The 23,122-nt window shown below is 64.4% G+C and carries 15 protein-coding genes and 2 pseudogenes; 9 read left to right on the plus strand and 8 right to left on the minus strand.

Features of this window, described 5'->3' with window-relative positions:
• Window positions 1-127: 127 nt before the first annotated feature.
• From ASE85_RS22675 to ASE85_RS19560, 7 genes and pseudogenes are all read right to left on the minus strand, one after another.
• Window positions 128-517: pseudogene (locus tag ASE85_RS22675) on the minus strand (endonuclease domain-containing protein); the annotation flags it as partial.
• Between the two features lie 77 nt (window positions 518-594).
• Window positions 595-1,944: an MFS transporter gene (locus ASE85_RS19535; RefSeq protein ID WP_235523621.1), complete on the minus strand. Its 1,350-nt coding sequence runs from the start codon at window positions 1,942-1,944 to the stop codon at window positions 595-597.
• A 40-nt stretch (window positions 1,945-1,984) separates the two neighbouring features.
• A complete protein-coding gene (locus ASE85_RS19540) occupies window positions 1,985-2,479 on the minus strand; it encodes a gluconokinase (protein WP_056692588.1) in 495 nt (164 codons plus the stop codon).
• Window positions 2,476-3,357 (minus strand): NAD(P)-dependent oxidoreductase, encoded by an 882-nt coding sequence (locus ASE85_RS19545; RefSeq protein ID WP_056692591.1) that lies wholly within the window; start codon window positions 3,355-3,357, stop codon window positions 2,476-2,478. Before ASE85_RS19545 ends, ASE85_RS19540 begins: the two co-directional genes overlap by 4 nt.
• A gap of 1 nt (window position 3,358) precedes the next feature.
• Window positions 3,359-4,441: a LacI family DNA-binding transcriptional regulator gene (locus tag ASE85_RS19550; protein ID WP_200928409.1), complete on the minus strand. Its 1,083-nt coding sequence runs from the start codon at window positions 4,439-4,441 to the stop codon at window positions 3,359-3,361.
• A gap of 45 nt (window positions 4,442-4,486) precedes the next feature.
• Window positions 4,487-4,822 (minus strand): hypothetical protein, encoded by a 336-nt coding sequence (locus ASE85_RS19555; RefSeq protein ID WP_056692597.1) that lies wholly within the window; start codon window positions 4,820-4,822, stop codon window positions 4,487-4,489.
• Window positions 4,819-5,874 carry an L-idonate 5-dehydrogenase gene (locus ASE85_RS19560; protein ID WP_056692600.1) on the minus strand — a complete coding sequence of 352 codons (1,056 nt, stop codon included), beginning with the start codon at window positions 5,872-5,874 and terminating at the stop codon, window positions 4,819-4,821. The genes ASE85_RS19555 and ASE85_RS19560 overlap by 4 nt, the downstream gene beginning before the upstream one ends.
• Before the next feature lie 140 nt (window positions 5,875-6,014).
• Between ASE85_RS19560 and ASE85_RS19565 the strand changes: the two genes are divergently transcribed.
• From ASE85_RS19565 to ASE85_RS19580, 4 genes are all read left to right on the plus strand, one after another.
• Window positions 6,015-6,776 (plus strand): SDR family oxidoreductase, encoded by a 762-nt coding sequence (locus tag ASE85_RS19565; protein ID WP_056692603.1) that lies wholly within the window; start codon window positions 6,015-6,017, stop codon window positions 6,774-6,776.
• Between the two features lie 15 nt (window positions 6,777-6,791).
• Complete coding sequence (locus tag ASE85_RS19570; protein ID WP_056692605.1) at window positions 6,792-7,733, plus strand: 2-hydroxyacid dehydrogenase; 942 nt, start codon at window positions 6,792-6,794, stop codon at window positions 7,731-7,733.
• Entirely contained in the window at window positions 7,730-8,476 is a 747-nt protein-coding gene (locus ASE85_RS19575; protein WP_056692608.1) for an SDR family oxidoreductase, read from the plus strand. Before ASE85_RS19570 ends, ASE85_RS19575 begins: the two co-directional genes overlap by 4 nt.
• A gap of 201 nt (window positions 8,477-8,677) precedes the next feature.
• The gene (locus ASE85_RS19580) at window positions 8,678-10,573 is read left to right on the plus strand and encodes a methyl-accepting chemotaxis protein (protein WP_056692611.1); all 1,896 of its coding nucleotides are present in this window, start codon (window positions 8,678-8,680) and stop codon (window positions 10,571-10,573) included.
• Between the two features lie 110 nt (window positions 10,574-10,683).
• On the opposite strand, the gene ASE85_RS19585 is transcribed toward ASE85_RS19580, so the two are convergent.
• Complete coding sequence (locus tag ASE85_RS19585; RefSeq protein WP_056692614.1) at window positions 10,684-11,220, minus strand: hypothetical protein; 537 nt, start codon at window positions 11,218-11,220, stop codon at window positions 10,684-10,686.
• Window positions 11,221-11,298: 78 nt separating this feature from the next.
• Between ASE85_RS19585 and ASE85_RS19590 the strand changes: the two genes are divergently transcribed.
• From ASE85_RS19590 to ASE85_RS19620, 5 genes and pseudogenes are all read left to right on the plus strand, one after another.
• On the plus strand, window positions 11,299-13,434 hold the full coding sequence (locus ASE85_RS19590; protein WP_056692617.1) for a TonB-dependent receptor plug domain-containing protein: 2,136 nt from the start codon (window positions 11,299-11,301) through the stop codon (window positions 13,432-13,434).
• A 133-nt stretch (window positions 13,435-13,567) separates the two neighbouring features.
• Complete coding sequence (locus ASE85_RS19595; RefSeq protein WP_056692620.1) at window positions 13,568-15,199, plus strand: Na+/H+ antiporter; 1,632 nt, start codon at window positions 13,568-13,570, stop codon at window positions 15,197-15,199.
• A gap of 300 nt (window positions 15,200-15,499) precedes the next feature.
• Window positions 15,500-15,772: pseudogene (locus tag ASE85_RS24480) on the plus strand (BapA/Bap/LapF family prefix-like domain-containing protein); the annotation flags it as partial.
• A gap of 172 nt (window positions 15,773-15,944) precedes the next feature.
• Window positions 15,945-18,293 (plus strand): hypothetical protein (locus ASE85_RS24110; protein ID WP_235523622.1); only part of this gene is annotated, 2,349 nt, incomplete at its 3' end.
• Between the two features lie 3,243 nt (window positions 18,294-21,536).
• Window positions 21,537-23,122: Ig-like domain-containing protein (locus ASE85_RS19620; protein ID WP_235523623.1), on the plus strand; the 1,586-nt coding region annotated here is incomplete at its 3' end.

Below are 23,122 nucleotides of genomic sequence, written 5' to 3' on the forward strand. Positions count from 1 at the left end.
TTCCCGCTGATTGCGACATTTTGGAATGAATGTTGGACATTTTATGTCGTGAGGGCGGACGGTGGGAAAGAGCCGGGTTTGGGATAGCAGATGGGGTAAGAGTAGGACAGGATGAGTCTCTAGTGGCCCTTCTTCTCCCCTCCCTGAAAGGGAGGGGTTGGGGGTGGGTTCCGCCGAGGCACTCGGCGGTCTTGTCCAGTATCACAGACAGCACGCCGTCGAGATTTTCCAACATGTCGCTGTTCCAGAGGCGCAGAACCGTCCATCCGGCTTCCTCCAGAAAGGCCGTGCGGCGGGCATCATAGGCCTGGGCATCACCATGCTGAGAGCCATCAAACTCCAGCGCCAGCCTGGCCGTCCGGCAAGCCATGTCCAATATACAGGGGCCGACGACGAGTTGTCGGGTAAAGCGCGGGCGGTAGCGAGACACTTGTTTCCATACCAGCCGTTCGGCATCGGTCTGACCGTTCCGCAGGGCGCGGGCATTGGCGGTCATATGTTCTGGGACGCGGCGCATGAGGGCGATGGTATCAAGGCACGCTTCGCGCGCATGCCCACCCCCGGCCCCTCCCTTTCAGGGAGGGTAGCATCAAGTCACCCCGCCAGCCCTGCCAGCCGCAGCGCTCTGTACGGCTTGAGCGCCAGCAGCAGCAGGCCGCACATGATCGGCGCGGCGCAGCCGACGACGATCGCGAGCGAATAGCGGATGTCGGTGGGGGCGGTGAAGAGATGGTCGGTCATGAAGCCGATCACCACCGGGCCGATGCCGATGCCGACCAGCGAAATCACCATGATGTAGAGCGCCGTCACCTGCCCCCGTGCGCGGTTGGGGAGGATGAGTTGCAACGCGGTGCCGGCGCAGGGGACGGGCATACAGCTAAGGAACATGGCAGGGGCGATCAGCGCCAGTGCGGCCCAGGCGTTGGGCATCAGCGGGGCGAGCGTGCCGAAGACGCCGCAGGCGAGGAAGCCGAAGGCGGCGACGCGCAGATGGGCGTCGACATGGCCGGCGCGGGTCAGCCGGTCGCTGAGCCAGCCGGCGAAATAGGTGCCGCCCGTGCCGCAGATCATCATGATGAGGCCGAAGCCGATGCCGACCTCCGCCGGGGTCCAGCCATAGACGCGGGCGAACAGCGCGGGCGTCCAGACATTATAGGCGAAGTTCACCACTGTCACCATCGAGAAACCGGCGAACATCAGAGTGAGCGCGCGGCGGCGGGCGCGGATCACGCCCAGCACTTCGGCGATGCTGAGCGGGGCTTTGCCGCCGGGGCCGCGCCGTTCCGGCTCCTTCATGAAGAGCAGCAGCGGCGCGAGCAGCAGGCCGGGCGCGCCGACGATCAGGAAAGCCGCCTGCCAGGGTTCGAGGCCGAAAGGCAGGCCGGTACCATGCCAGCGTTCAGTGAGCGACTGGAGCAGCTTGCCCCCGGCCATGAAGGCAAGGCCGATGCCGAACGGGGCGCTCAGGAAAAAGACGCTGACGGCGCGGCCGAGCTTTTCGGGCGGGAAGAGGTCGCTGAGCAGCGAAAGGCCGCTGGGCGTGACGCTGGCTTCACCGCAGCCGACCGCAACGCGCGAGAGGAAAAGTTGCGAGAAATTGCGGGACAGGCCCGACGCCATGGAGGCGAGGCTGAAGAAGAAGAGGCTGATGCCCAGCACGATGCGCCGCTCATAGCGGTCGGCGAGGCGGCCGAGCGGTACTGCGCCCAGCGTGTAGAAGATTCCGAACGCCACCCCCTGCAACAGCGCGAAGCTGGTGTCGTCGAGGCCAAATTCCGCCTTCACCGGTTCGACGGTCAGGTTGAGGACGACCCGGTCGAACTGCGACGCGATCGAGGCGAGCGACAGCAGCAGCGCCACGGTCCAGGCCCGGCGCGGGTTCGGCCATGGGCGCTGGTCGGTGGCGTCAGGGGCGGCGATGTCCGGCTGGGGCATCAGGGCCATGGTCATCCTCTCGTCTTGCGGGCTGGCGACGGCAGCCTCTTTATGAAAAGTGCAGCGCGGCTGCGATCCGGCGAACCTGTTCGGCGACGGGCAGATTGCCGTCGAGAACCAGCGCCCGCTCGTCCGGGTCGGGCGGTTCCAGCGTGGCGAGCTGGCTGTCGAGCAGGGATGTCGGCATGAAATGGTCGGGCCGCTGCTTCATGCGCTGTTCCAGATCGGCGCGCGACAAATGGGGCAGAACGAACAATATGTCTCCGACGTCCTGCCGGATCAGGTCGCGATAGCCGCGCTTGAGCGCGGAACAGGAAGCGACGGCGCCGTCCTGCGATTCTGCCAGCGCGGTGGCGACATTGCGCAGGAAGGGTTGGCGCGCTGCATCGTCCAGCGGAATGCCGGCGGTCATGCGGGTGACATTTTCGGGGGGGTGGCAGAGGTCGCCCTCCACGAAGGTCCAGCGCAAATGGGCCGCCAGCGCCTCCGCCAAAGTGGATTTGCCGCAGCCCGCCACGCCCATCACCACGATGGCGCGAGTCATGCCGGCTGCTCCCCGTCCATGTCGAACAGGCGCATATAGGCGGCGCTGTCGGCCGGGCCGAGGCCACCGGCGACGGCCATGCGGTGCAGGTCGGCGATCAGCGAGGTGACGGGCAACGGAGTGCGGGTGGCGAGCGCGGAGGCCTGAACCGTTTCCAGATCCTTGAGCATATTGTCGATCCGGCCGGTCGGCGTGTAATCGCGCCGTGCCATCTTCGCCATATATTCCTGTAGGATGCGGCTGTCGGCGCGGCCGCCGGCGAGCGCGGCGGGGATCAGCGTGGCGTCCACGCCATGCGCTTCGGCAAAGCGGACCGCTTCGGCGACGGCCATGAAGTAATTGGCGCAGAGGATTTGGTTGATCAGCTTCACCGTCTGGCCCGCGCCGGGTGGGCCGAACAGGGTGATGGTGCTGGACAGGTGATCCAGCACGATACGGGCGCGGTCGAAATCGTCCGCCGTGCCGCCGACCATCAGGGTCAGCTTGCCCTGCGCGGCGGCGGGGGCGCCCCCTGACAAGGGGGCGTCCACCCAGCCCATGCCGGTCGCTTCGCGCAGCCGCTGCGCCATGGTGGCGGTGCGGCCGGCGTCGATGCTGGACATGTCGATGAGGAGTTTGGTCGCATCCGCCCCCTGTGCCACGCCATCGAGGCCGAAGACGGCCTGCTCCACGATGGCAGCGCTGTTGAGGCTGATGATGACATGGTCGGCATTGGCCGTGGCTTCGCGCGCGCTGGCGGCGGCGATTGCGCCACGGGCGACCAGCGTGGCCATCTGCGCAGGATCGCGGTCATAGAGGTGGAGGGTGATCCCCCTGCCCAGCAGGCGGCCGGCGATCGCCGACCCCATGACACCCACGCCGATGACCGCAAGTCGCATATTATCTGTCCTTGATGGAGGCCCGCTCCACGATGCGCAGGCCGACGTCCACGATCGACGGGGCCGGGTTGGCATCGCTGGCGAGCATGTCGACCAGCATCTTGCCGGTGCGAAGCCCCAGCGCGCGGAAGTCGACATGGATGGTGGTGAGGGCGGGGTTGATCTCCCGCCCGATTTCGAAGTCGCCGAACCCCATGATGGAAATATCGTCGGGGATGCGGATATTCATGCGCTGCGCCTCCATCACCGCGCCGACGGCGGAAAGGTCGGACACGGCGAAGATCGCCTCGATATCCGGCTGCGCCTCCACCAGCGTCCGAAAGGCGGTGGCGCCATGGTGGAAGCTGACCGGCGCGCTGCCATGACGCAGGACGGCGTCGGTGGGCAGGCGGGCGAAGCGCAGTTCATCCTCGAACCCGCGCATACGTTCTTCGCCGCGATGGTCGGTGACTTCGCCGTCGGGCGAGGCGGCGAGCGCGCCGATGCGGGTGAAACCGCGATCGAGCAGATAGCGGGCGGCGGTGCGGCCGACCTGATAGTTGGAAAAGCCGATCGCATGTTCGATCGGCTGGCTCGGCAGGTCGGCAATCTCGACCACCGGCACGTCGGCGGCCATCAGCATGCGCGACGCATTGCGCCGGTGCATCGCGCCGGTCAGCACGATCGCTTCGGGCCGGCGGGCGAGGAGGTTCAGAAGCTGCCGCTCCTCCTCCGCCATGTCATAGTCGGTATAGGCGATCAGCAGATGATAATTGGCTTCCCGCAACGCTTCCGTCAGGCCGTGGGCGACCGCCGCGAAGTTGGCGTTGGTGAGCGTCGGGAGCATCAGCGCGATGAAGCCGGTGCGGCGGCTGGACAGGCTGCCGGCCGTCTTGTCAGGGACGTAGCCGAGGTCGGCGACGGCCTTGAGCACCTTGTCCCGCGTGGTCGGCAGGACCAGTTCGGGATCGCTCAGCACCCGCGACACCGTCATGCGCGACACGCCGGCCAGCCGCGATACGTCACGGATGGTCGGGCGCTGCGACGCGCGCCGGCCGGGTTTCGGATCGGCAGGGGCGGTGGTTTCGCGGGGGGGACGGCTCATGGGCGGGGCTTTCCTGATGGCTGCGATGCCTGTCGCATATCAGCGTCAGGCGGCGTCGGCCACTGCGTTGCCGCCGCTGATGATGTGATAGAAACGCCCCTCGAACATCTCCAGCAATTCCAGCGTCAGGGCGCGGGCCTGGGTGCGGATGGGAGAGGCGAGCGCCTCCTCCAGCGCGGCGAGCGAGGGATAGTCGACCTGCTGGATCATCGCGATCGGCGGCGCGCCGTCATCGACCTGATCGACGAAGAAGAGGCGGACGTTGCTGCCATGGGGAAACTGGCCCCAGAGCGGGGCGAGACGGGTGCGGACCTCTTCGCGGAAACGATCCTCGAAGCCCGGCTTGATCGTGCCTTCGAAAATGGCGGTGCGTGTGATCACAGGATATCCTTGTTGATGGCGATGTGCAGTTTGACGAAGCGGGAGCGGTCGCCGGCCTGTTCGAAGGCGTCGACCGATCGTTCGAGCGGGAAGGTGCCCGACAGGATCGGGCTGACGTCTATCGCGCCGCTGACGATCAGGTCGACGGCGAGGCGAAACTCGCCATTGGCGCGGAAGGCGCCGACAAATTCGATCTCGCGCGATTGCAGCGGGTTGACCGGGATGGGGGCCGTACCGGGCGGGAGCATGCCGACCTGAACGATGCGGCCGCCGCGCCGGACGATGGGGAAGAGCGAGAGCAGGGCGGAGGGCGCGCCGGAGGCTTCGAACGCGACGTCGAAATGGCCGGCGGGGCCGGCATAGTCGGCCAGCGCGTCGGGATCGGTCGCGACGTTGATGGTGCGGGTGGCGCCCATCCGGTCGCGGGCGACGGCGAGGGCGGCATCCTCGACATCGGTGCAGACCACTTCGATCGCGCCGGCATATAAGGCGCAGCGCGCGGTCAGCAGGCCGATCGGGCCGGAGCCGGTCACGATGACGCGCTTGCCCATCAAAGGACCGGCGCGATTCACGGCGTGGAGGCCGATGGAGAGCGGTTCGGCGACCGAGAGAGCGAGCAAGTCGGCATCGGCCGGAACCGGAATGATCTGATCGCCGCGCAGGATGAGGGTTTCGGAAAAGCCGCCCTGCACATGGGGGAAGCGCCCGGCGCTACCCAGGAAGACCATGTCGGTACAGAGATTCATGCGGCCGGCGCGGCAAAAGTCGCAGGTGAGGCAGGGGCGGCTGGGGTCGAGTGCGGCCTTCATGCCCGGTTCGACATGGGTGATGGCCGATCCGACCTCCAGCACGACGCCGGAAATTTCATGGCCCAGCGCCATCGGTTCGCGCACCGCGAAGTCGCCTACGGCGCCGCGATGATAATAGTGCATGTCCGACCCGCAAATCCCGCCATAGGCGACGCCGACCCGAACCTCGTCGGCGGCCAGCGCCGGCTCCGCGCGGGCCTCCACCCGCAGATCCTTCTTCCCGTGACATATCGCAGCCAGCATGTGCCTCTCCTTTGATGGGACCGATATCATTTGTCACATCCTGCCGCAATACCGTATCATGCCATAACAAAATGAAAATTGTCGATTGCAATGTGACCGGTCACTTTCTACGCTGCGAGGCAAGTATGGAGATTTCCCACATGACCCTTTTTTCTCTTGAAGGGCGCACGGCGCTCGTCACCGGCGCAGCGCGCGGGATCGGCTTTTCGATCGCCACGGCGCTGGGGCAGGCCGGCGCCCGCGTGGTTCTGAACGGCCGTAGCCAGGCGGCGCTGGATGCGGCGGCGTCGGAGTTGGAAGCGCAGGGCATCGTGGTCGCGACCAGCCTGTTCGACGTCACCGATCAGCCGTCGGTCAATGCCGGTATCGCGGGAATCGAGACGGACGTCGGGGCGATCGACATCCTGGTCAACAATGCCGGCATCCAGCGCCGCGCGCCGCTCGACCGTTTCAACGATGATGACTGGCGCGCGCTGATGGCGACCAATCTGGACAGCGTCTATTATGTCAGCAAGGCGGTGGCGCCGCACATGATTGCGCGCGGGCATGGCAAGATCATCAACATCGGCAGCGTCCAGTGCGAACTGGCCCGCCCCGGCATCGCCCCCTACACCGCCAGCAAGGGCGCGGTGAAGAATCTGACCAAGGGCATGTGCGCCGACTGGGCACGGCACGGGCTTCAGGTCAACGCGATCGGGCCGGGCTATTTCGACACGCCGCTGAACAAGGCGCTGGTGGAAGACCCTGTGTTCGACGCCTGGCTGTGCCAGCGCACGCCGGCCGGCCGATGGGGCAGATTGGAGGAACTGCACGGTGCGGCGGTGTTCCTCGCGTCCTCTGCATCCAATTTCGTCAACGGCCAGACCATCTATGTCGATGGTGGCATCTTGTCCGTCATCTGAAAGGGAAACGGGATCATGGAACAAGGGGTCATGTTGCAGCTTTGCCCGCTGTCCGATTATCTGGAGGCGCAACTGACGGAGCGCGCCCCGGTGGTGCGCTGGTTCGACCTGGACGAGGCGGCGCAGGCCGCGTGGCTGGCGACGGAGGCCGAGAGCGCCAAAATCGTCGTGACCGGTGGGCATCTGGGCTGCACCAAGGATCTGATCGATGCGCTGCCCTCGCTCGGCCTGATCGCCATCAACGGCGTGGGCTATGACAAGGTCGATGTCCCGCATGCGCAGGCGCGTGGTGTGGCCGTGAGCACGACGCCGGGCGTGCTGACCGAGGATGTCGCCGATCTGGCGGTGGGGCTGATCATCGGCCTGCTGCGCGGATTGCCTGCTGCGGACCGTTTCGTGCGCGACGGGCGCTGGCTGGAGGAGGGCTTTCCCCTCAAGCGCAAGGTGACGGGCCGGCGGTTCGGGGTTGTCGGGCTGGGCCATATCGGTCGGGCGACGGCGGATCGGCTGGCGGCGTTCGGGCCGATCGCCTATCATGGCCGCATGCCCAAGGACGCGCCCTATCGGTATGAGCCGGACCTGCATGCGTTGGCGCGGGACAGCGACGTCCTGGTGCTGGCCTGCGCCGCTACCGAGGAGACGCGCGGGCTGATCGACGGGGCGGTGCTGGGGGCGCTGGGGCCGGAGGGCTATCTGGTCAATGTCGCGCGCGGCAGCGTGGTGGATGAGGATGCGCTGGTCGCGGCGCTGGAGCGCGGGACGATCGCCGGCGCGGCGCTGGATGTGTTCGCCGACGAACCGGTCGTGCGTGCCGCGCTGATCGCCAGTGATCGCACGGCGCTGGCGCCCCATATCGCCAGCGGCACCGCCGAGACGCGCAAGGCGATGGCCGATCTGGTGCTGGCCAATGTGGATGCGCTGCTGGCCGGCGCGCCACTGCCCACGGCATTGTCGTGACGGGCCGCGTTGCCGTCATCACCGGCGCAGGCAGCGGCATCGGCCGGGCGGTGGCGATTGCGCTCGACCGGCGCGGTTATCGGCTGGCGCTGGCGGGCCGGCGCGCGGAAGGGCTGGCGGAGACGCTGGCGCTGCTGGAGGGGGCGGAGCATCTGGCCATCCCCACCGATGTCACCGATGCGGCGAGCGTTACGGCAATGTTCGACGCCACGGTCGCGGCGTTCGGCCGGGTCGACCTGCTGTTCAACAATGCGGGCGTCAATGTGGTCGACGTGCCGATCGACAGGCTGGCGGAAGGTGACTGGCGCCGGGTGATCGACACCAATTTGACTGGCGCGTTCCTCTGCCTTCAGGCGGCGTTCCGCGTGATGAAGGCGCAGGCGCCGCAGGGCGGGCGCATCATCAACAATGGTTCCATTTCCGCGCACAGCCCGCGCCCGGACTCGATCGCCTATACCGCCAGCAAACATGGCGTGACGGGCCTCACCAAATCGACCGCGCTGGATGGCCGGCCGTTCGGCATCGCGTGCAGCCAGATCGACATCGGCAATGCCAGCAGCGCCATGGGTGATCGCATGTCGGCAGGCGTGCCGCAGGCCAATGGCGAGAGGCGGCCCGAACCGGTCATGGATGTAGCGCAAGTGGGGGAGGCGGTCGCCTATATGGACGGGCTGCCGCCGGAGGCTAATGTCCAGTTCATGACATTGATGGCGACCAATATGCCCTATGTCGGGCGCGGCTGATATAACGCCCTTTCATTTCGTCTTGCTCATGCGCAAGCACTGGAGCGCGCTGCGTTAAATCCGATGCAGGTCGCGCGTTCCAGTTTTTGTTTTCGCATCGTTTTAAGCGAAAAACCGGTTCCCACTTCTCCGCACGATGCTCTAAAGGCTTATTTACGATCTTACGCTAGGGCCTGGGGAAACCTCGGAGAGTCCGGCCCCTTGCATTTCAAGATCGTTCATTCGGGTCGGCGTCCGGTTGCCCTGTCCTTTCCGGCGAAGATCCTGACCAGCTATGCGCTGGCGGCGCTGCTGCTGATCGGGTCGCTGCTGCTGTTCGGTATCCATCAGGCGCGGGAGGAAGATCGCACCGAAATCGCCTATGCCAGCAAGGCGGTGGAGTCGGCGATCGACGCGCGGGCGAAGAATTTCCGCAGCTGGCTGAAAGGCTATGCGCTGTGGGACGAGCTTTATGCGCATATGGTGCGAACCGTCGATCCGGTCTGGACCAACGACAATGTCGGGCCGGGCGTGTGGAAATCCTTCACCATGCCGATGCAGGGCATCTATATCAGCGATGCCGCCAGCCATGTTCTCTACAGCCATTGGGACCAGGGCGAAAAGCCGCCCTTGCAGGCATTTCACGGCGCAGACCTGCCGACTTTGTACCGCGCAGCGGACCGAACCGACACGCCGACCGTCAGCCACATCCTGTTCGAGGCGCAACCCTATCTTCTGGGCGTCGCGCGTATCCGGCCGACCGATGGAAAGATAAAGGATGAGCGCGACCCCAAACGCTATCTGATCTGGCTGCAACCCGTTGCCGGCCGCCTGCTCGACGATATCGGGCAGTCCATGGCGATCGACCGGTTGCGCTGGGAAACCGGCGGCAAAGATACAGGTGGCCCGCAACTGGACCTGTTTTCCGAGCCGGCGGTCACCGGCTATATCAGTTGGAACCCGCGCCGGCCCGGCACGGCTATGCTGAAACATGGCTGGCTGCTGGCACTGGGGCTGGCAGTCATCACGACTTTGGTGGGGCTGGCGCAATATCTGCTCGCCCGGCGACTGAACCAACTGTTGCTGGACCAGCAGGCGGAAGCGCAGGGGCAGGCGGAGCATAGTCGCCGCACATCCGACCTGTCGATGCAGGCGGAGCAGGCGGCGCAGGCCCTGATGGCCCGGTTGCGCGAGCAGGAGCAAACGGTCGTACGCCTGTCCGAGGAGCGGGACGAGGAGCGGGAGCAGCGCAAGGACGAGGGCCGGGTGCGGTCGCTCGCGACGCTTGCGCTGTTCGAGCAGGATTTCGACAGCGTGCTGCGGCCGATGCTGGAAATTGCGACGGCGCTCAACACCCAGTCGGGTGAACTGGAGCGTGGGGCGGAGGCCGGGCGGGACGCGGCGGCGATCGTCGCCAGTTCCGCCCAGCATTCGACCAAATCCATAGATATCGTGGTCGATGGCAACCAGGCGCTGGGGCAGGCGACCGTCAGCCTGGACGGCAATGTGAGCGCGGCGGTGGCCTCCACCCGGCGGGCGGAACAGACGATCGACGATCTGGTCGCACGGCTGGCGGACCTGAGCGCCAACACGATCGCGGTGGAAGCGGTGGTATCGTCGGTCGCGGAGATTGCGGCGCGCATCAATACGCTGGCGCTCAATGCCCGGATCGAGGCGGCACGGGCCGGTGAAAGCGGCAAGGGCTTTGCCATCGTCGCCAATGAAGTGCGCCAGATGGCGGAACTGACCAGCCAGTCGACCGCGTCGATCACCGCCGTGCTGCGGATGATGCAGGATACCGCCCAGACCGCAGCGTCGGGCGTCCATGCGGTACGCGATCTGGTGGGCGAGATTGCGCGCGTCACCGGATCGTCGCGCGCGGCGCTCGACCATCAGTCGCTGGTCGCGGGAGAAATCCGTGACGCGGTGATGGGCGCCAAGGCGCGCATGACCGATACGGATGCCGCAATCCGCCAGTTGGAATGGGTGATCGGATCGTCCGAACGCACGGCCCGCGCCGTCAACAGTGCAGCGGGCGAATTGCGCGACCGGTCCGAACAGTTGCAGGCGCGCGCCGGGCAATTTGCCGAGGCGCTGCGGCAGGAAGGCAAAGGCTGAGGCCTGAAGCCGTTTGCCAACCGGGCATGGCAGTTCGGCCTCCAATTCCTTCATGCCCATTCCCACCGGCTGCGGCCAGCATCAGCAGCCCTTGGCAGCATGGGGAGGGGTCATGGCAGGCGGGTCACCAGCAGGGTCAGGCTGTCCTCGCCATTGGCCGCGATCTGGAGCGTGTAGCGGCCGGGCTTCAGGTCATAATCCACCATCTTTCGGATGCCGGTGCAGTCAGGCCCATGGCCATGCGCGATCGAGGTCGCAGCCTGACCGTCGCTGATGACATCGACCCAGGCGCCCGAACCCAGCGCCACGCGCCAGGTGCCGGCTTCCTTCACCGTGAAGCTGGCAAGGCCGCCATGGCTGACGCTGTCGCCCGGTTTGGCGGGACGTACCGGATAGGCGACCTTGGGCGTGGGGAGCAGCGCCAGCGTCACCGTCCGGCCCGGCGTCAGGATCGCGCGTGCGGCAGCCTTCCGATCGGCGCCGGCCTTGAGCGCCAGCGGATTGCGCCAGGAGGCCATGGGCGCGGGCAGGCCCGCCGGGGCGGTGCACCGGGCCGGCGCATGGTCCATCTGCGCGGCGGCGGGCGCGGTGCAGAGTAGCGCGGCAAGGACAGGAACAAGGCGCAGGGGCTGGGCACGGAACGGCATCTGGGACTTCCCTCGGGACGGTTTGGCTATATACCGCCGGATATATCGAGTCGAACGACCGGAAAAGGGGGAAAATATATGCGGATCGCTTTCACCGCCCTGCTATTGGCGGGCAGCGCCCTTGCGGGCCAAGCCCAGGCACAGGTGGAGCCGGAGGAAGGGAGCGATCGCTTCTCGCTGGGCCGGATTGTCGTCACCGCGCCGCGCACGCGAGGGATCGAGATTGATGGCAACACCCTGTCGTCGGACGCCATCTACACCTTCGGCCGCACCGCTCTGGACGACGCGATCAACCTGATGCCCGGTATCTCGTCCGGCAATAGTGGTGGGACGCGCAACGAGCGGCTGGTGTTCGTGCGCGGTTTCGACCGGTTTCAGGTGCCATTGTCGATCGACGGCATCCGGGTCTATCTGCCCGCCGACAACAGGCTGGATTATGGCCGCTTCCTGACCACCGACATTGCCGAGGTACAGGTGGCCAAGGGTTATGCGTCGGTGCTGGACGGTCCGGGCGCGATGGGCGGGGCGATCAACCTGGTCACGTCCAAGCCGACCAAGGCGCTGGACATCGACGTGCGTGGCACGGTGAATTTCGACAATGATGCCGATTATGCCGGCTATAATGTCTCCGCCATGATCGGGACGCACCATGACAGATGGTATGCGCAGGCCAGCTATGCGCGCAGCTTCACCGATCATTGGGATTTGCCGAACGACTTCACCCCGCGCAATATGGCGCTGGAGGATGGCGGCGCGCGCGATTTTTCAGGCACCCGCGACTGGCGCGTCAATGCCAAGGTCGGCTTCACGCCCAATGCGACCGACGAATATGCGCTGAGTTATACCTATCAGGAGGGGGCCAAGGGCGCGCCGCTGCATATCAGCGACACCGTGACGACGCCGCGTTACTGGGACTGGCCGGAATGGAACATCACCAGCGTCTATGTCCTCTCGACCACTGCGCTGGGCGACCGGGCTACGCTCAAGACCCGCGCTTATTACAACCAGTTCGATTCGATCCTGCGCAGCTTCACCGACCGCACGCTGACGACGCAAACCCGGCCCTATACGTTCGACAGCCCCTATGAGGACCGTGCCTGGGGCGGGTCGACCCAACTGGATTTCGACGCGAGCGAGGCGGATACGCTGCGTCTGGCTTTCCATTATCGGCACGACCGGCATGTCGAGTATCAGACCAGCTTCTCGACCGCCGGCGTCGGCACCACCGAACCGCGCCAGACCCAGACGGAGGAGACATTTTCCGCCGCGCTGGAAAATGAGCTGCGCCTGACCCCGGACCTGCGCTTCACGCTGGGCGGCAGCTTCGACTGGCGCAACCTCATCGAGGCTGAGGAATATGGTGCGCCGCTGGGCACGACAGGCGCGTCGGTGATCTACAATTATCCGCGTCGTGATGCCGATACGTGGAATTTGCAGGGCCGGTTCGACTGGCAGGCCAATGAGGCGGTGAACCTGCACGCCAGCCTGTCGTCGCGCGCTCGCTTTCCGACCATTTTCGAACGGTTCAGCCAGCGGTTCAACACCGCCATCCCCAATCCCGCCCTGAAGGCGGAGCGCGCCACCAATGCGGAAATCGGCGGCAACTGGGCGGCGGGCAAGCTGCGGGTGGAAGGTGCGCTCTTCTACAGTCGGGTGCGCAACGCCATCTTCAGCGTACCGACCCCGGCCTATCCCTGCACCGCGTCCACCGCGGCGCCGGCGGTACCGGTCGCGGGCTGCGTGCTGACCAACCTGTCGCAGAGCCGTAATGTCGGCAAGGGCGAATATTATGGCGTCGAACTGTCGGTGTCGGCGACGATTCTGCCGAGGCTGGATGCCGGCTTCAACTATACCGGGATCAGGCGGAAGCTGGACTATGCCGCCAACCCGCTGTTCCACCCAACCGGCGTGCCCACGCACAAGGGCTTCGCCTATCTCGACTGGGCGCCGGTGGAGACGCTGCATATCGTCCCCAGCGTCGATCTGGCATCGAACCGCTGGACCCTATTTACCGCTTTGCCGGCAAGCGCGCCGCAAATTTATTACCGCACCGGCGCCTATGTGAACGCCGGGCTGCGCGTCGATTATGCGTTCACCGACAATGTCGAGATCGGCGTGGGCGGTCGCAACCTGTTCGACGATTATTACACGCTGACCGATGGTTTCCCGGAAACGGGGCGCACGTTCTTCGCCAGCATCCGTGCGCGCTACTGAACCAACAGGCGGCCGGCGCCAGATTGCTGGAGCCGGCCGTCCGATCCCTGATCGCACGATAAAAAGCCAACTTCTTTCCCCGTTGTCGGGAAAAATGCTCTAGGTTCCTTGCACCCAGGAACGGAGGATAGGTTTGGAAACAGTTTCGATCGTGCTTTTTCTGCTGCTGGCGGTGGTCGTCAGCGGGGCGATTTCCCGAATGTTGCCGATATCCATCCCAACCCCGATCGTGCAGATTCTGCTCGGCGCGGTGGTCGGCCTGTCGACGTCGCATCGCGTCGATCTTGACCCCGAACTCTTCCTTTTCCTCTTCCTGCCGCCGCTACTCTTCCTCGACGGCTGGCGCATCCCCAAGGACGAACTGCTCAAGGACGTGTCCACCGTGGTGGAGCTGGCGCTGGGCCTCGTTCTCCTCACGGTGGTCGGCATGGGCTTCTTCATCCACTGGATGATCCCGGCCATGCCGCTGGCGGTCGCCTTCGCGCTGGCCGCCGTGGTGTCGCCGACCGATCCGATCGCCGTGTCCGCCATCGCCGCGCGCGTGCCCATCCCAAAGCGTATGATGCACATATTGGAAGGGGAATCGTTGCTGAACGATGCGTCGGGCCTGGTCTGCCTGCGCTTCGCCATTGCCGCAGCCCTGACCGGCAGTTTCTCGGCCGGGGCGGCGACCCTCAACTTTCTGTGGGTGGCGGGGGTCGGCCTGTTGATCGGCGTGGCGGTCACATTGGCCGTGTCGCGGGTCAAGGCCTGGGTGACCAAGCGCTGGGGCGAAGATGTCGGTTCGCAAATCCTGGTCAGCCTGCTCATCCCGTTCGGCTCCTACATGCTGGCCGAACATGTCCATGCGTCGGGCATCCTGGCGGCGGTGGCCGCCGGCGTGACCATGACCTATGCCGAAATCTCACGCGCAGCGATGGCGGCCACGCGCATGCGGCGCAATTCGGTGTGGGACACCATCCAGTTCACGCTGAACGGCATCATCTTCGTGCTGCTGGGCGAGCAATTGCCCGGCATATTGGAGGGCGCGCATCAGACGGTGGCGCTGACCAATCACAGCTCGCCCTGGTGGCTGGCCGTCTATACCGGCGCGATCGTGGCGGGGCTGGCACTGCTGCGCTTCGTCTGGGTCTGGGCGTCCCTGCGCCTTACCATATTGCGCAATGCGAAGGCGGGAGTGGGCGTGCAAAGTCCGCCCTGGCGACTGGTCGCGGCCACGTCCGTCGCGGGTGTGCGCGGGGCGATCACGCTGGCGGGTGTGCTTACCCTGCCGCTGGTGCTGAACGACGGCACGCCCTTTCCCGCGCGTGACCTGGCCATCTTTCTGGCGGCGGGGGTGATCGTGGTGTCGCTAACGCTGGCCAGTATCGCCCTTCCGGTCCTGCTCAAGGGGCTGACCATGCCGCCCGAGCCATCGAAGCAGGCGGAGGAGGATAGCGCGCGCATCGTCACCGCCGAAGCCGCGATCCGGGCGGTCGAGCGGCATCAGCATGCTTTGGCCGAGGATCGGGGCGAGGCGGACATCTACGCCGCTGCGGGCGGGCGAGTGATGGACCGTTATCGCGAGCGGATCGAGGGATTGAGCGGCCAGCAGGCCGACGAGGCGCGCGCGGGCAACCGGCTGGTCAGCGAATTGAGTCTGGTGGGCGTGAAGGCCGAGCGGACGGCGCTGGCCGTGCTGATCCGCGACCGGCTGCTCGGCAGCGAAACGGCGCGCAAGATTACGCGCGAACTGGACCTGGCCGAAGCCCGCTATCGCGGCTAGAGCATTTCGCCGTCATCTGGAACAGATGACGGCTCGCAAAACGCGGAAAGCAAAAAGCTCATAGAGCATGATGCGATTCAATCCAGTCGCATCATGCTCTAAGGCGCCGCATCCGGCCGCGCTGTGGCGTCCGAACGCAAAATCACATCCGAATTCGGAATCCTTGGGGCCTGCCCCGATCATCCTCCGTTAGATCGTTATCACGCGGAATCCTGCGCCCCGTCCGGGGGGTGCGGAAGCGCAATGACGTATCCGACGCCCGCCCGGCGGTGGCGCGCGCTAGAGGAAAAGGGAACGACGATGGCGGCCGAAGTTATCGACAAGGCGACAGGTGAAGTCAGCCAGGCTCCCATCGATACGATAACCCTGGATGACCCCAGCATCGTTCGCCTGCAACTGAACCGGGAAGCCGTGTCTGCGCTGGAGCAGAATGGCAATGACCTGGTCATCCGCCTGACCGACGGCAATGTCATCAAGGTCACCAATTTCTACCAGCCGTTCGAGGCGGGACACAGCGACCTGGTGCTGCGCGACAATGACGGCAACCAGTGGCTGGCCCGCTCCGGCAGCCGCTTCCCGCGCTTTTCCCTGCTGAACGACCTGGATGAACTGATCGGCGCTGCTGGTGGTGCGGGCGCTGCGGGATCGTCGCTAATTCCGGCGGCCATCATCGGCGGCATCGGCGTCACCGGCGCCACCGTCCTGGGCACCACCGCCGACGGCAGATCGTCGATCGACGATACAGATGCAGATGCCGATGCGGATGCGGATGCGGATGCGGATGCTGATGCGGATGCCGATGCTGATGCGGATGCGGATGCGGATGCGGATGCAGATGCCGATGCGGATGCGGATGCGGATGCAGATGCCGATGCTGACGCCGACGCCGATGCTGACGCCGACGCGGATGCAGATGCAGATGCAGATGCAGATGCTGATGCTGATGCTGATGCTGACGCTGATGCTGATGCAGATGCAGATGCTGATGCAGATGCTGATGCTGATGCTGACGCCGACGCGGATGCTGATGCTGATGCAGATGCAGATGCCGATGCAGATGCCGATGCCGATGCCGATGCTGATGCTGATGCTGATGCCGATGCAGATGCGGATGCTGATGCTGATGCAGATGCTGATGCTGATGCTGATGCTGATGCTGATGCTGACGCCGACGCGGATGCTGATGCGGATGCTGATGCTGATGCCGATGCCGATGCCGATGCCGATGCAGATGCAGATGCTGATGCCGATGCTGATGCTGATGCTGATGCCGATGCMGATGCAGATGCAGATGCCGATGCTGATGCGGATGCGGATGCAGATGCCGATGCAGATGCGGATGCGGATGCAGATGCCGATGCTGACGCCGACGCGGATGCAGATGCAGATGCAGATGCAGATGCAGATGCAGATGCTGACGCTGATGCAGATGCAGATGCAGATGCTGATGCTGATGCAGATGCTGATGCAGATGCTGATGCAGATGCTGATGCAGATGCTGACGCGGATGCCGATGCTGACGCTGACGCTGACGCTGACGCTGATGCGGATGCTGATGCAGATGCAGATGCAGATGCAGATGCTGATGCTGATGCGGATGCAGATGCGGATGCAGATGCAGATGCAGATGCGGATGCCGATGCGGATGCTGATGCGGATGCTGATGCGGATGCTGATGCGGATGCTGATGCGGATGCAGATGCCGATGCTGATGCTGATGCTGACGCGGATGCAGATGCAGATGCTGATGCTGATGCGGATGCCGATGCTGATGCCGATGCCGATGCCGATGCCGATGCAGATGCCGATGCTGATGCTGATGCTGATGATGCCGATGCTGATGCCGATGCCGATGCCGATGCCGATGCAGATGCCGATGCTGATGCTGATGCTGATGCTGATGCGGATGCTGATGCGGATGCTGATGCTGACGCTGACGCCGACGCGGATGCCGATGCGGATGCAGATGCTGATGCTGATGCTGATGCTGATGCTGATGCTGATGCTGATGCTGATGCGGATGCGGATGCTGACGCTGACGCGGATGCAGATGCTGACGCCGACGCGGATGCTGATGCGGATGCGGATGCGGATGCGGATGCAGATGCAGATGCGGATGCAGATGCCGATGCCGATGCTGATGCGGATGCGGATGCTGATGCTGATGCCGATGCCGATGCGGATGCTGATGCTGATGCTGACGCTGATGCCGATGCTGATGCTGATGCCGATGCTGACGCCGACGCTGACGCGGATGCAGATGCAGATGCTGATGCTGATGCGGATGCCGATGCTGATGCCGATGCCGATGCCGATGCCGATGCAGATGCCGATGCTGATGCTGATGCTGAGGATGCCGATGCTGATGCCGATGCCGATGCCGATGCCGATGCAGATGCCGATGCTGATGCTGATGCTGATGCTGATGCGGATGCTGATGCGGATGCTGATGCAGATGCGGATGCTGACGCTGACGCTGACGCGGATGCAGATGCTGACGCCGACGCCGACGCGGATGCTGATGCGGATGCGGATGCTGATGCCGATGCCGATGCAGATGCTGACGCGGATGCTGACGCTGACGCCGACGCGGATGCCGATGCGGATGCAGATGCTGATGCTGATGCTGATGCTGATGCTGATGCGGATGCGGATGCGGATGCTGACGCTGACGCTGACGCGGATGCAGATGCTGACGCCGACGCCGACGCGGATGCTGATGCTGATGCGGATGCGGATGCAGATGCAGATGCGGATGCAGATGCCGATGCCGATGCCGATGCCGATGCGGATGCGGATGCGGATGCTGATGCTGATGCCGATGCCGATGCCGATGCGGATGCTGATGCTGATGCTGATGCAGACGCTGACGCTGACGCTGACGCTGATGCCGATGCTGATGCTGATGCCGATGCTGACGCCGACGCTGACGCGGATGCAGATGCTGATGCTGACGCTGACGCTGATGCAGATGCCGATGCCGATGCGGATGCAGATGCCGATGCTGACGCCGACGCCGACGCTGACGCGGATGCAGATGCAGATGCCGATGCCGATGCTGACGCCGACGCCGATGCTGACGCAGATGCAGATGNGATGCAGATGCCGATGCTGACGCCGACGCCGACGCTGACGCGGATGCAGATGCAGATGCCGATGCCGATGCTGACGCCGACGCCGATGCTGACGCAGATGCAGATGCAGATGCCGATGCTGACGCTGACGCTGACGCTGATGCTGATGCTGACGCCGACGCGGATGCGGATGCAGATGCAGATGCAGATGCAGATGCTGATGCAGATGCTGATGCAGATGCTGACGCGGATGCAGATGCTGACGCTGACGCTGACGCTGACGCTGATGCGGATGCGGATGCTGATGCTGATGCTGATGCGGATGCGGATGCGGATGCAGATGCGGATGCAGATGCGGATGCCGATGCGGATGCTGATGCGGATGCTGATGCGGATGCTGATGCCGATGCGGATGCGGATGCAGATGCTGACGCTGACGCTGACGCTGACGCTGACGCTGACGCTGACGCTGATGCGGATGCTGATGCAGATGCAGATGCAGATGCTGATGCTGATGCAGATGCAGATGCTGATGCTGATGCTGATGCTGATGCTGATGCTGATGCAGATGCTGATGCTGATGCTGATGCTGATGCGGATGCTGATGCGGATGCTGACGCGGATGCTGATGCTGATGCCGATGCCGATGCGGATGCGGATGCGGATGCAGATGCCGATGCCGATGCCGATGCTGATGCGGATGCGGATGCGGATGCGGATGCTGATGCCGATGCCGATGCCGATGCGGATGCTGATGCTGATGCGGATGCTGATGCTGATGCAGACGCTGACGCTGACGCTGATGCCGATGCGGATGCAGATGCCGATGCTGACGCCGACGCTGACGCGGATGCAGATGCTGATGCTGACGCTGACGCTGATGCAGATGCCGATGCGGATGCAGATGCAGATGCCGATGCGGATGCAGATGCAGATGCCGATGCTGACGCCGACGCCGACGCTGACGCGGATGCAGATGCAGATGCCGATGCCGATGCTGACGCCGACGCCGATGCTGACGCAGATGCAGATGNGATGCAGATGCCGATGCTGACGCCGACGCCGACGCTGACGCGGATGCAGATGCAGATGCCGATGCCGATGCTGACGCCGACGCCGATGCTGACGCAGATGCAGATGCCGATGCTGACGCTGACGCTGACGCTGACGCTGACGCTGATGCTGATGCTGACGCCGACGCGGATGCGGATGCAGATGCAGATGCTGACGCGGATGCCGATGCTGACGCTGACGCTGACGCTGACGCTGACGCTGATGCGGATGCTGATGCGGATGCTGATGCTGATGCGGATGCAGATGCTGATGCGGATGCAGATGCGGATGCCGATGCAGATGCTGACGCGGATGCCGATGCTGACGCTGACGCTGACGCTGATGCGGATGCTGATGCGGATGCTGATGCGGATGCGGATGCTGATGCAGATGCAGATGCAGATGCAGATGCAGATGCAGATGCAGATGCTGATGCTGATGCTGATGCTGATGCTGATGCTGATGCGGATGCGGATGCGGATGCAGATGCGGATGCGGATGCAGATGCAGATGCAGATGCGGATGCCGATGCGGATGCTGATGCGGATGCTGATGCGGATGCAGATGCAGATGCAGATGCAGATGCGGATGCTGATGCGGATGCAGATGCCGATGCTGATGCTGATGCTGATGCTGACGCGGATGCTGATGCAGATGCAGATGCGGATGCTGATGCCGATGCCGATGCGGATGCGGATGCCGATGCAGATGCGGATGCGGATGCGGATGCCGATGCGGATGCTGATGCGGATGCTGATGCCGACGCTGATGCAGATGCAGATGCAGATGCCGATGCGGATGCGGATGCCGATGCCGATGCCGATGCCGATGCGGATGCCGATGCTGACGCGGATGCGGATGCGGATGCAGATGCTGATGCTGATGCTGATGCTGATGCTGATGCAGATGCTGATGCAGATGCAGATGCAGATGCTGATGCTGATGCTGATGCTGATGCTGATGCTGATGCAGATGCTGATGCCGATGCGGATGCAGATGCTGACGCTGACGCTGACGCTGACGCTGACGCTGACGCTGATGCGGATGCTGATGCTGATGCTGATGCAGATGCTGATGCGGATGCAGATGCAGATGCAGATGCCGATGCGGATGCGGATGCGGATGCCGATGCCGATGCTGATGCTGATGCAGATGCAGATGCAGATGCCGATGCGGATGCCGATGCCGATGCGGATGCGGATGCCGATGCTGACGCGGATGCTGATGCTGATGCTGATGCAGATGCTGATGCTGATGCTGATGCTGATGCTGATGCAGATGCAGATGCAGATGCGGATGCGGATGCTGATGCGGATGCGGATGCGGATGCGGATGCGGATGCGGATGCTGATGCGGATGCGGATGCGGATGCAGATGCAGATGCTGATGCTGATGCAGACGCTGACGCAGATGCAGATGCAGATGCGGATGCGGATGCAGATGCTGATGCGGATGCGGATGCAGATGCAGATGCGGATGCAGATGCAGATGCAGATGCAGATGCTGATGCGGATGCCGATGCTGATGCCGATGCCGATGCCGATGCGGATGCAGATGCAGATGCGGATGCGGATGCCGATGCTGATGCCGATGCCGATGCGGATGCCGATGCAGATGCAGATGCGGATGCGGATGCAGATGCAGATGCTGACGCTGATGCGGATGCAGATGCGGATGCGGATGCAGATGCAGATGCCGATGCAGATGCGGATGCGGATGCCGATGCTGATGCTGATGCTGATGCTGATGCGGATGCAGATGCTGATGCGGATGCAGACGCTGACGCTGATGCCGATGCGGATGCAGATGCTGATGCAGATGCCGATGCTGACGCCGACGCCGATGCTGACGCAGATGCAGATGCTGACGCGGATGCCGATGCTGACGCTGACGCTGACGCGGATGCCGATGCGGATGCAGATGCAGATGCAGATGCAGATGCTGATGCGGATGCTGACGCTGACGCTGATGCTGATGCTGATGCTGATGCGGATGCCGATGCAGATGCAGATGCTGACGCGGATGCCGATGCCGATGCCGATGCCGATGCCGATGCCGATGCGGATGCCGATGCTGACGCGGATGCGGATGCTGATGCTGATGCTGATGCTGATGCGGATGCGGATGCTGATGCTGATGCTGATGCCGATACCGACGAGCCTGCGCCGCCGACGGCCAGGCTGAATGCCACTGGCACCACCTGTTCCGGTGTGGCTGAAGCCAATGCGACGGTGCATATCCGCGATGCGGCGGGTATTCTGATCGGCAGCGGGACGGCCGACGCTGCCGGCAATTACTCCATCGAACTGGATACGCCGCTGGACAATGGCGAGATGGTCTCGGTCACGCAGATCGACGCGGCCGGCAATCAATCGCTGCCGACGGTGGCGATCGCGCCCGATCTGAGGGCGCCCGACGCGCCCGATGCGACGCTCGAATCGACCAACAGCGTCACCGGCACCGGCGAGCCCGGTGCGACCGTTACGGTCTATGACGCTGCGGGCACGGTACTGGGTACGGGCCAGGTGGGCACCGATGGCACCTATCGGGTAGCGTTGGGCACGCCCCAGAATAATGGCGAGCAATTGACCGTCAGCCAGGCGGATGCGGCCGGCAATGTGTCCGATCCGGTCTTCCTGACCGCGCCGGACGGCACCGCTCCGCTGGCACCGGTCGCCTCGATCGGTCAGGATGGGCTGAGCGTCACTGGCACGGGCGAACCGGGCGCCAATATTCGCATCTATAATGCCAGCGGTCTGCTGATCGGCACGGCGACCGTCCAGGGCGATGGCAGCTATGGCGCCACGCTGGACACGGCGCAGACCAATGGCCAGGCGCTTACGGTGACGCAGAGCGATGCCGCCGGCAATGAATCACTGCCGGCCGGATTGACCGCGCCTGATCTCGATGCGCCGGCCATGCCGGGCGCGACGGTGGCCGTAGGCGGTACGGCCGTCACCGGGACGGGCGAGCCCGGCGCCGTCGTCGATGTGCGCGATGCCCAGGGCAATCTGATCGGTAGCGACGTGGTGCGGCCTGACGGCAGCTACAGCGTCACGCTGTCGCCGCCCCGGATCGAGGGCGAGTCCCTCTCCGTTACGCAGGTCGATGCGGCCGGTAATGTGTCCGACCCGGCATTGGTGACGGCGCCGGACCTGACCGCGCCCGATGCGCCGACCGCGACGATCGAACCGGATGGCACGGCGATCAGCGGGACGGGTGAGATTGGCGCGACCATCACGGTGCGTGATGCCTCCGGCGCCATCATCGGCACGACGGTGGTGGATGAGGACGGCAATTATGTCGTGGATATTGAACCGGCGCGGGTCGATGGCGAAGTGCTGGATGTCACCCAGAGCGACGCGGCGGGCAATGAATCAGCGGAAATCCCGGTCACGGCGCCCGATCTGACGGCGCCGCCTGCACCGACGGCGACGATCGACGGGACCGGCGCGGTGATCATTGGCACAGGTGTTGCCGGATCGACGGTGGAAGTCCGCGCGGCGGACGGTACGCTGCTGGGCAGTGGCTCGGTCGATGCGCAGGGCAATTACACCGTTACGCTGACGCCGCCGCAGGTGGATGGCGAGGCCCTTTCCGTCACTCAGGCCGATGGGGCCGGCAATGTGTCCGACCCGGCACCGGTGACGGCGCCGGACCTGACGGCGCCCGACGCGCCGACCGCGACGATCGCACCAGATGGTGCTTCGATCAGCGGAACCGGTGAGGTCGGTGCGACCATCACGGTGCGCGATGCCGCAGGCGCCATCATCGGTACGACGGTGGTGGACGATGA

It is taken from the genome of Sphingobium sp. Leaf26, assembly GCF_001421665.1.
In the GTDB taxonomy this organism is placed as follows: domain Bacteria; phylum Pseudomonadota; class Alphaproteobacteria; order Sphingomonadales; family Sphingomonadaceae; genus Sphingobium.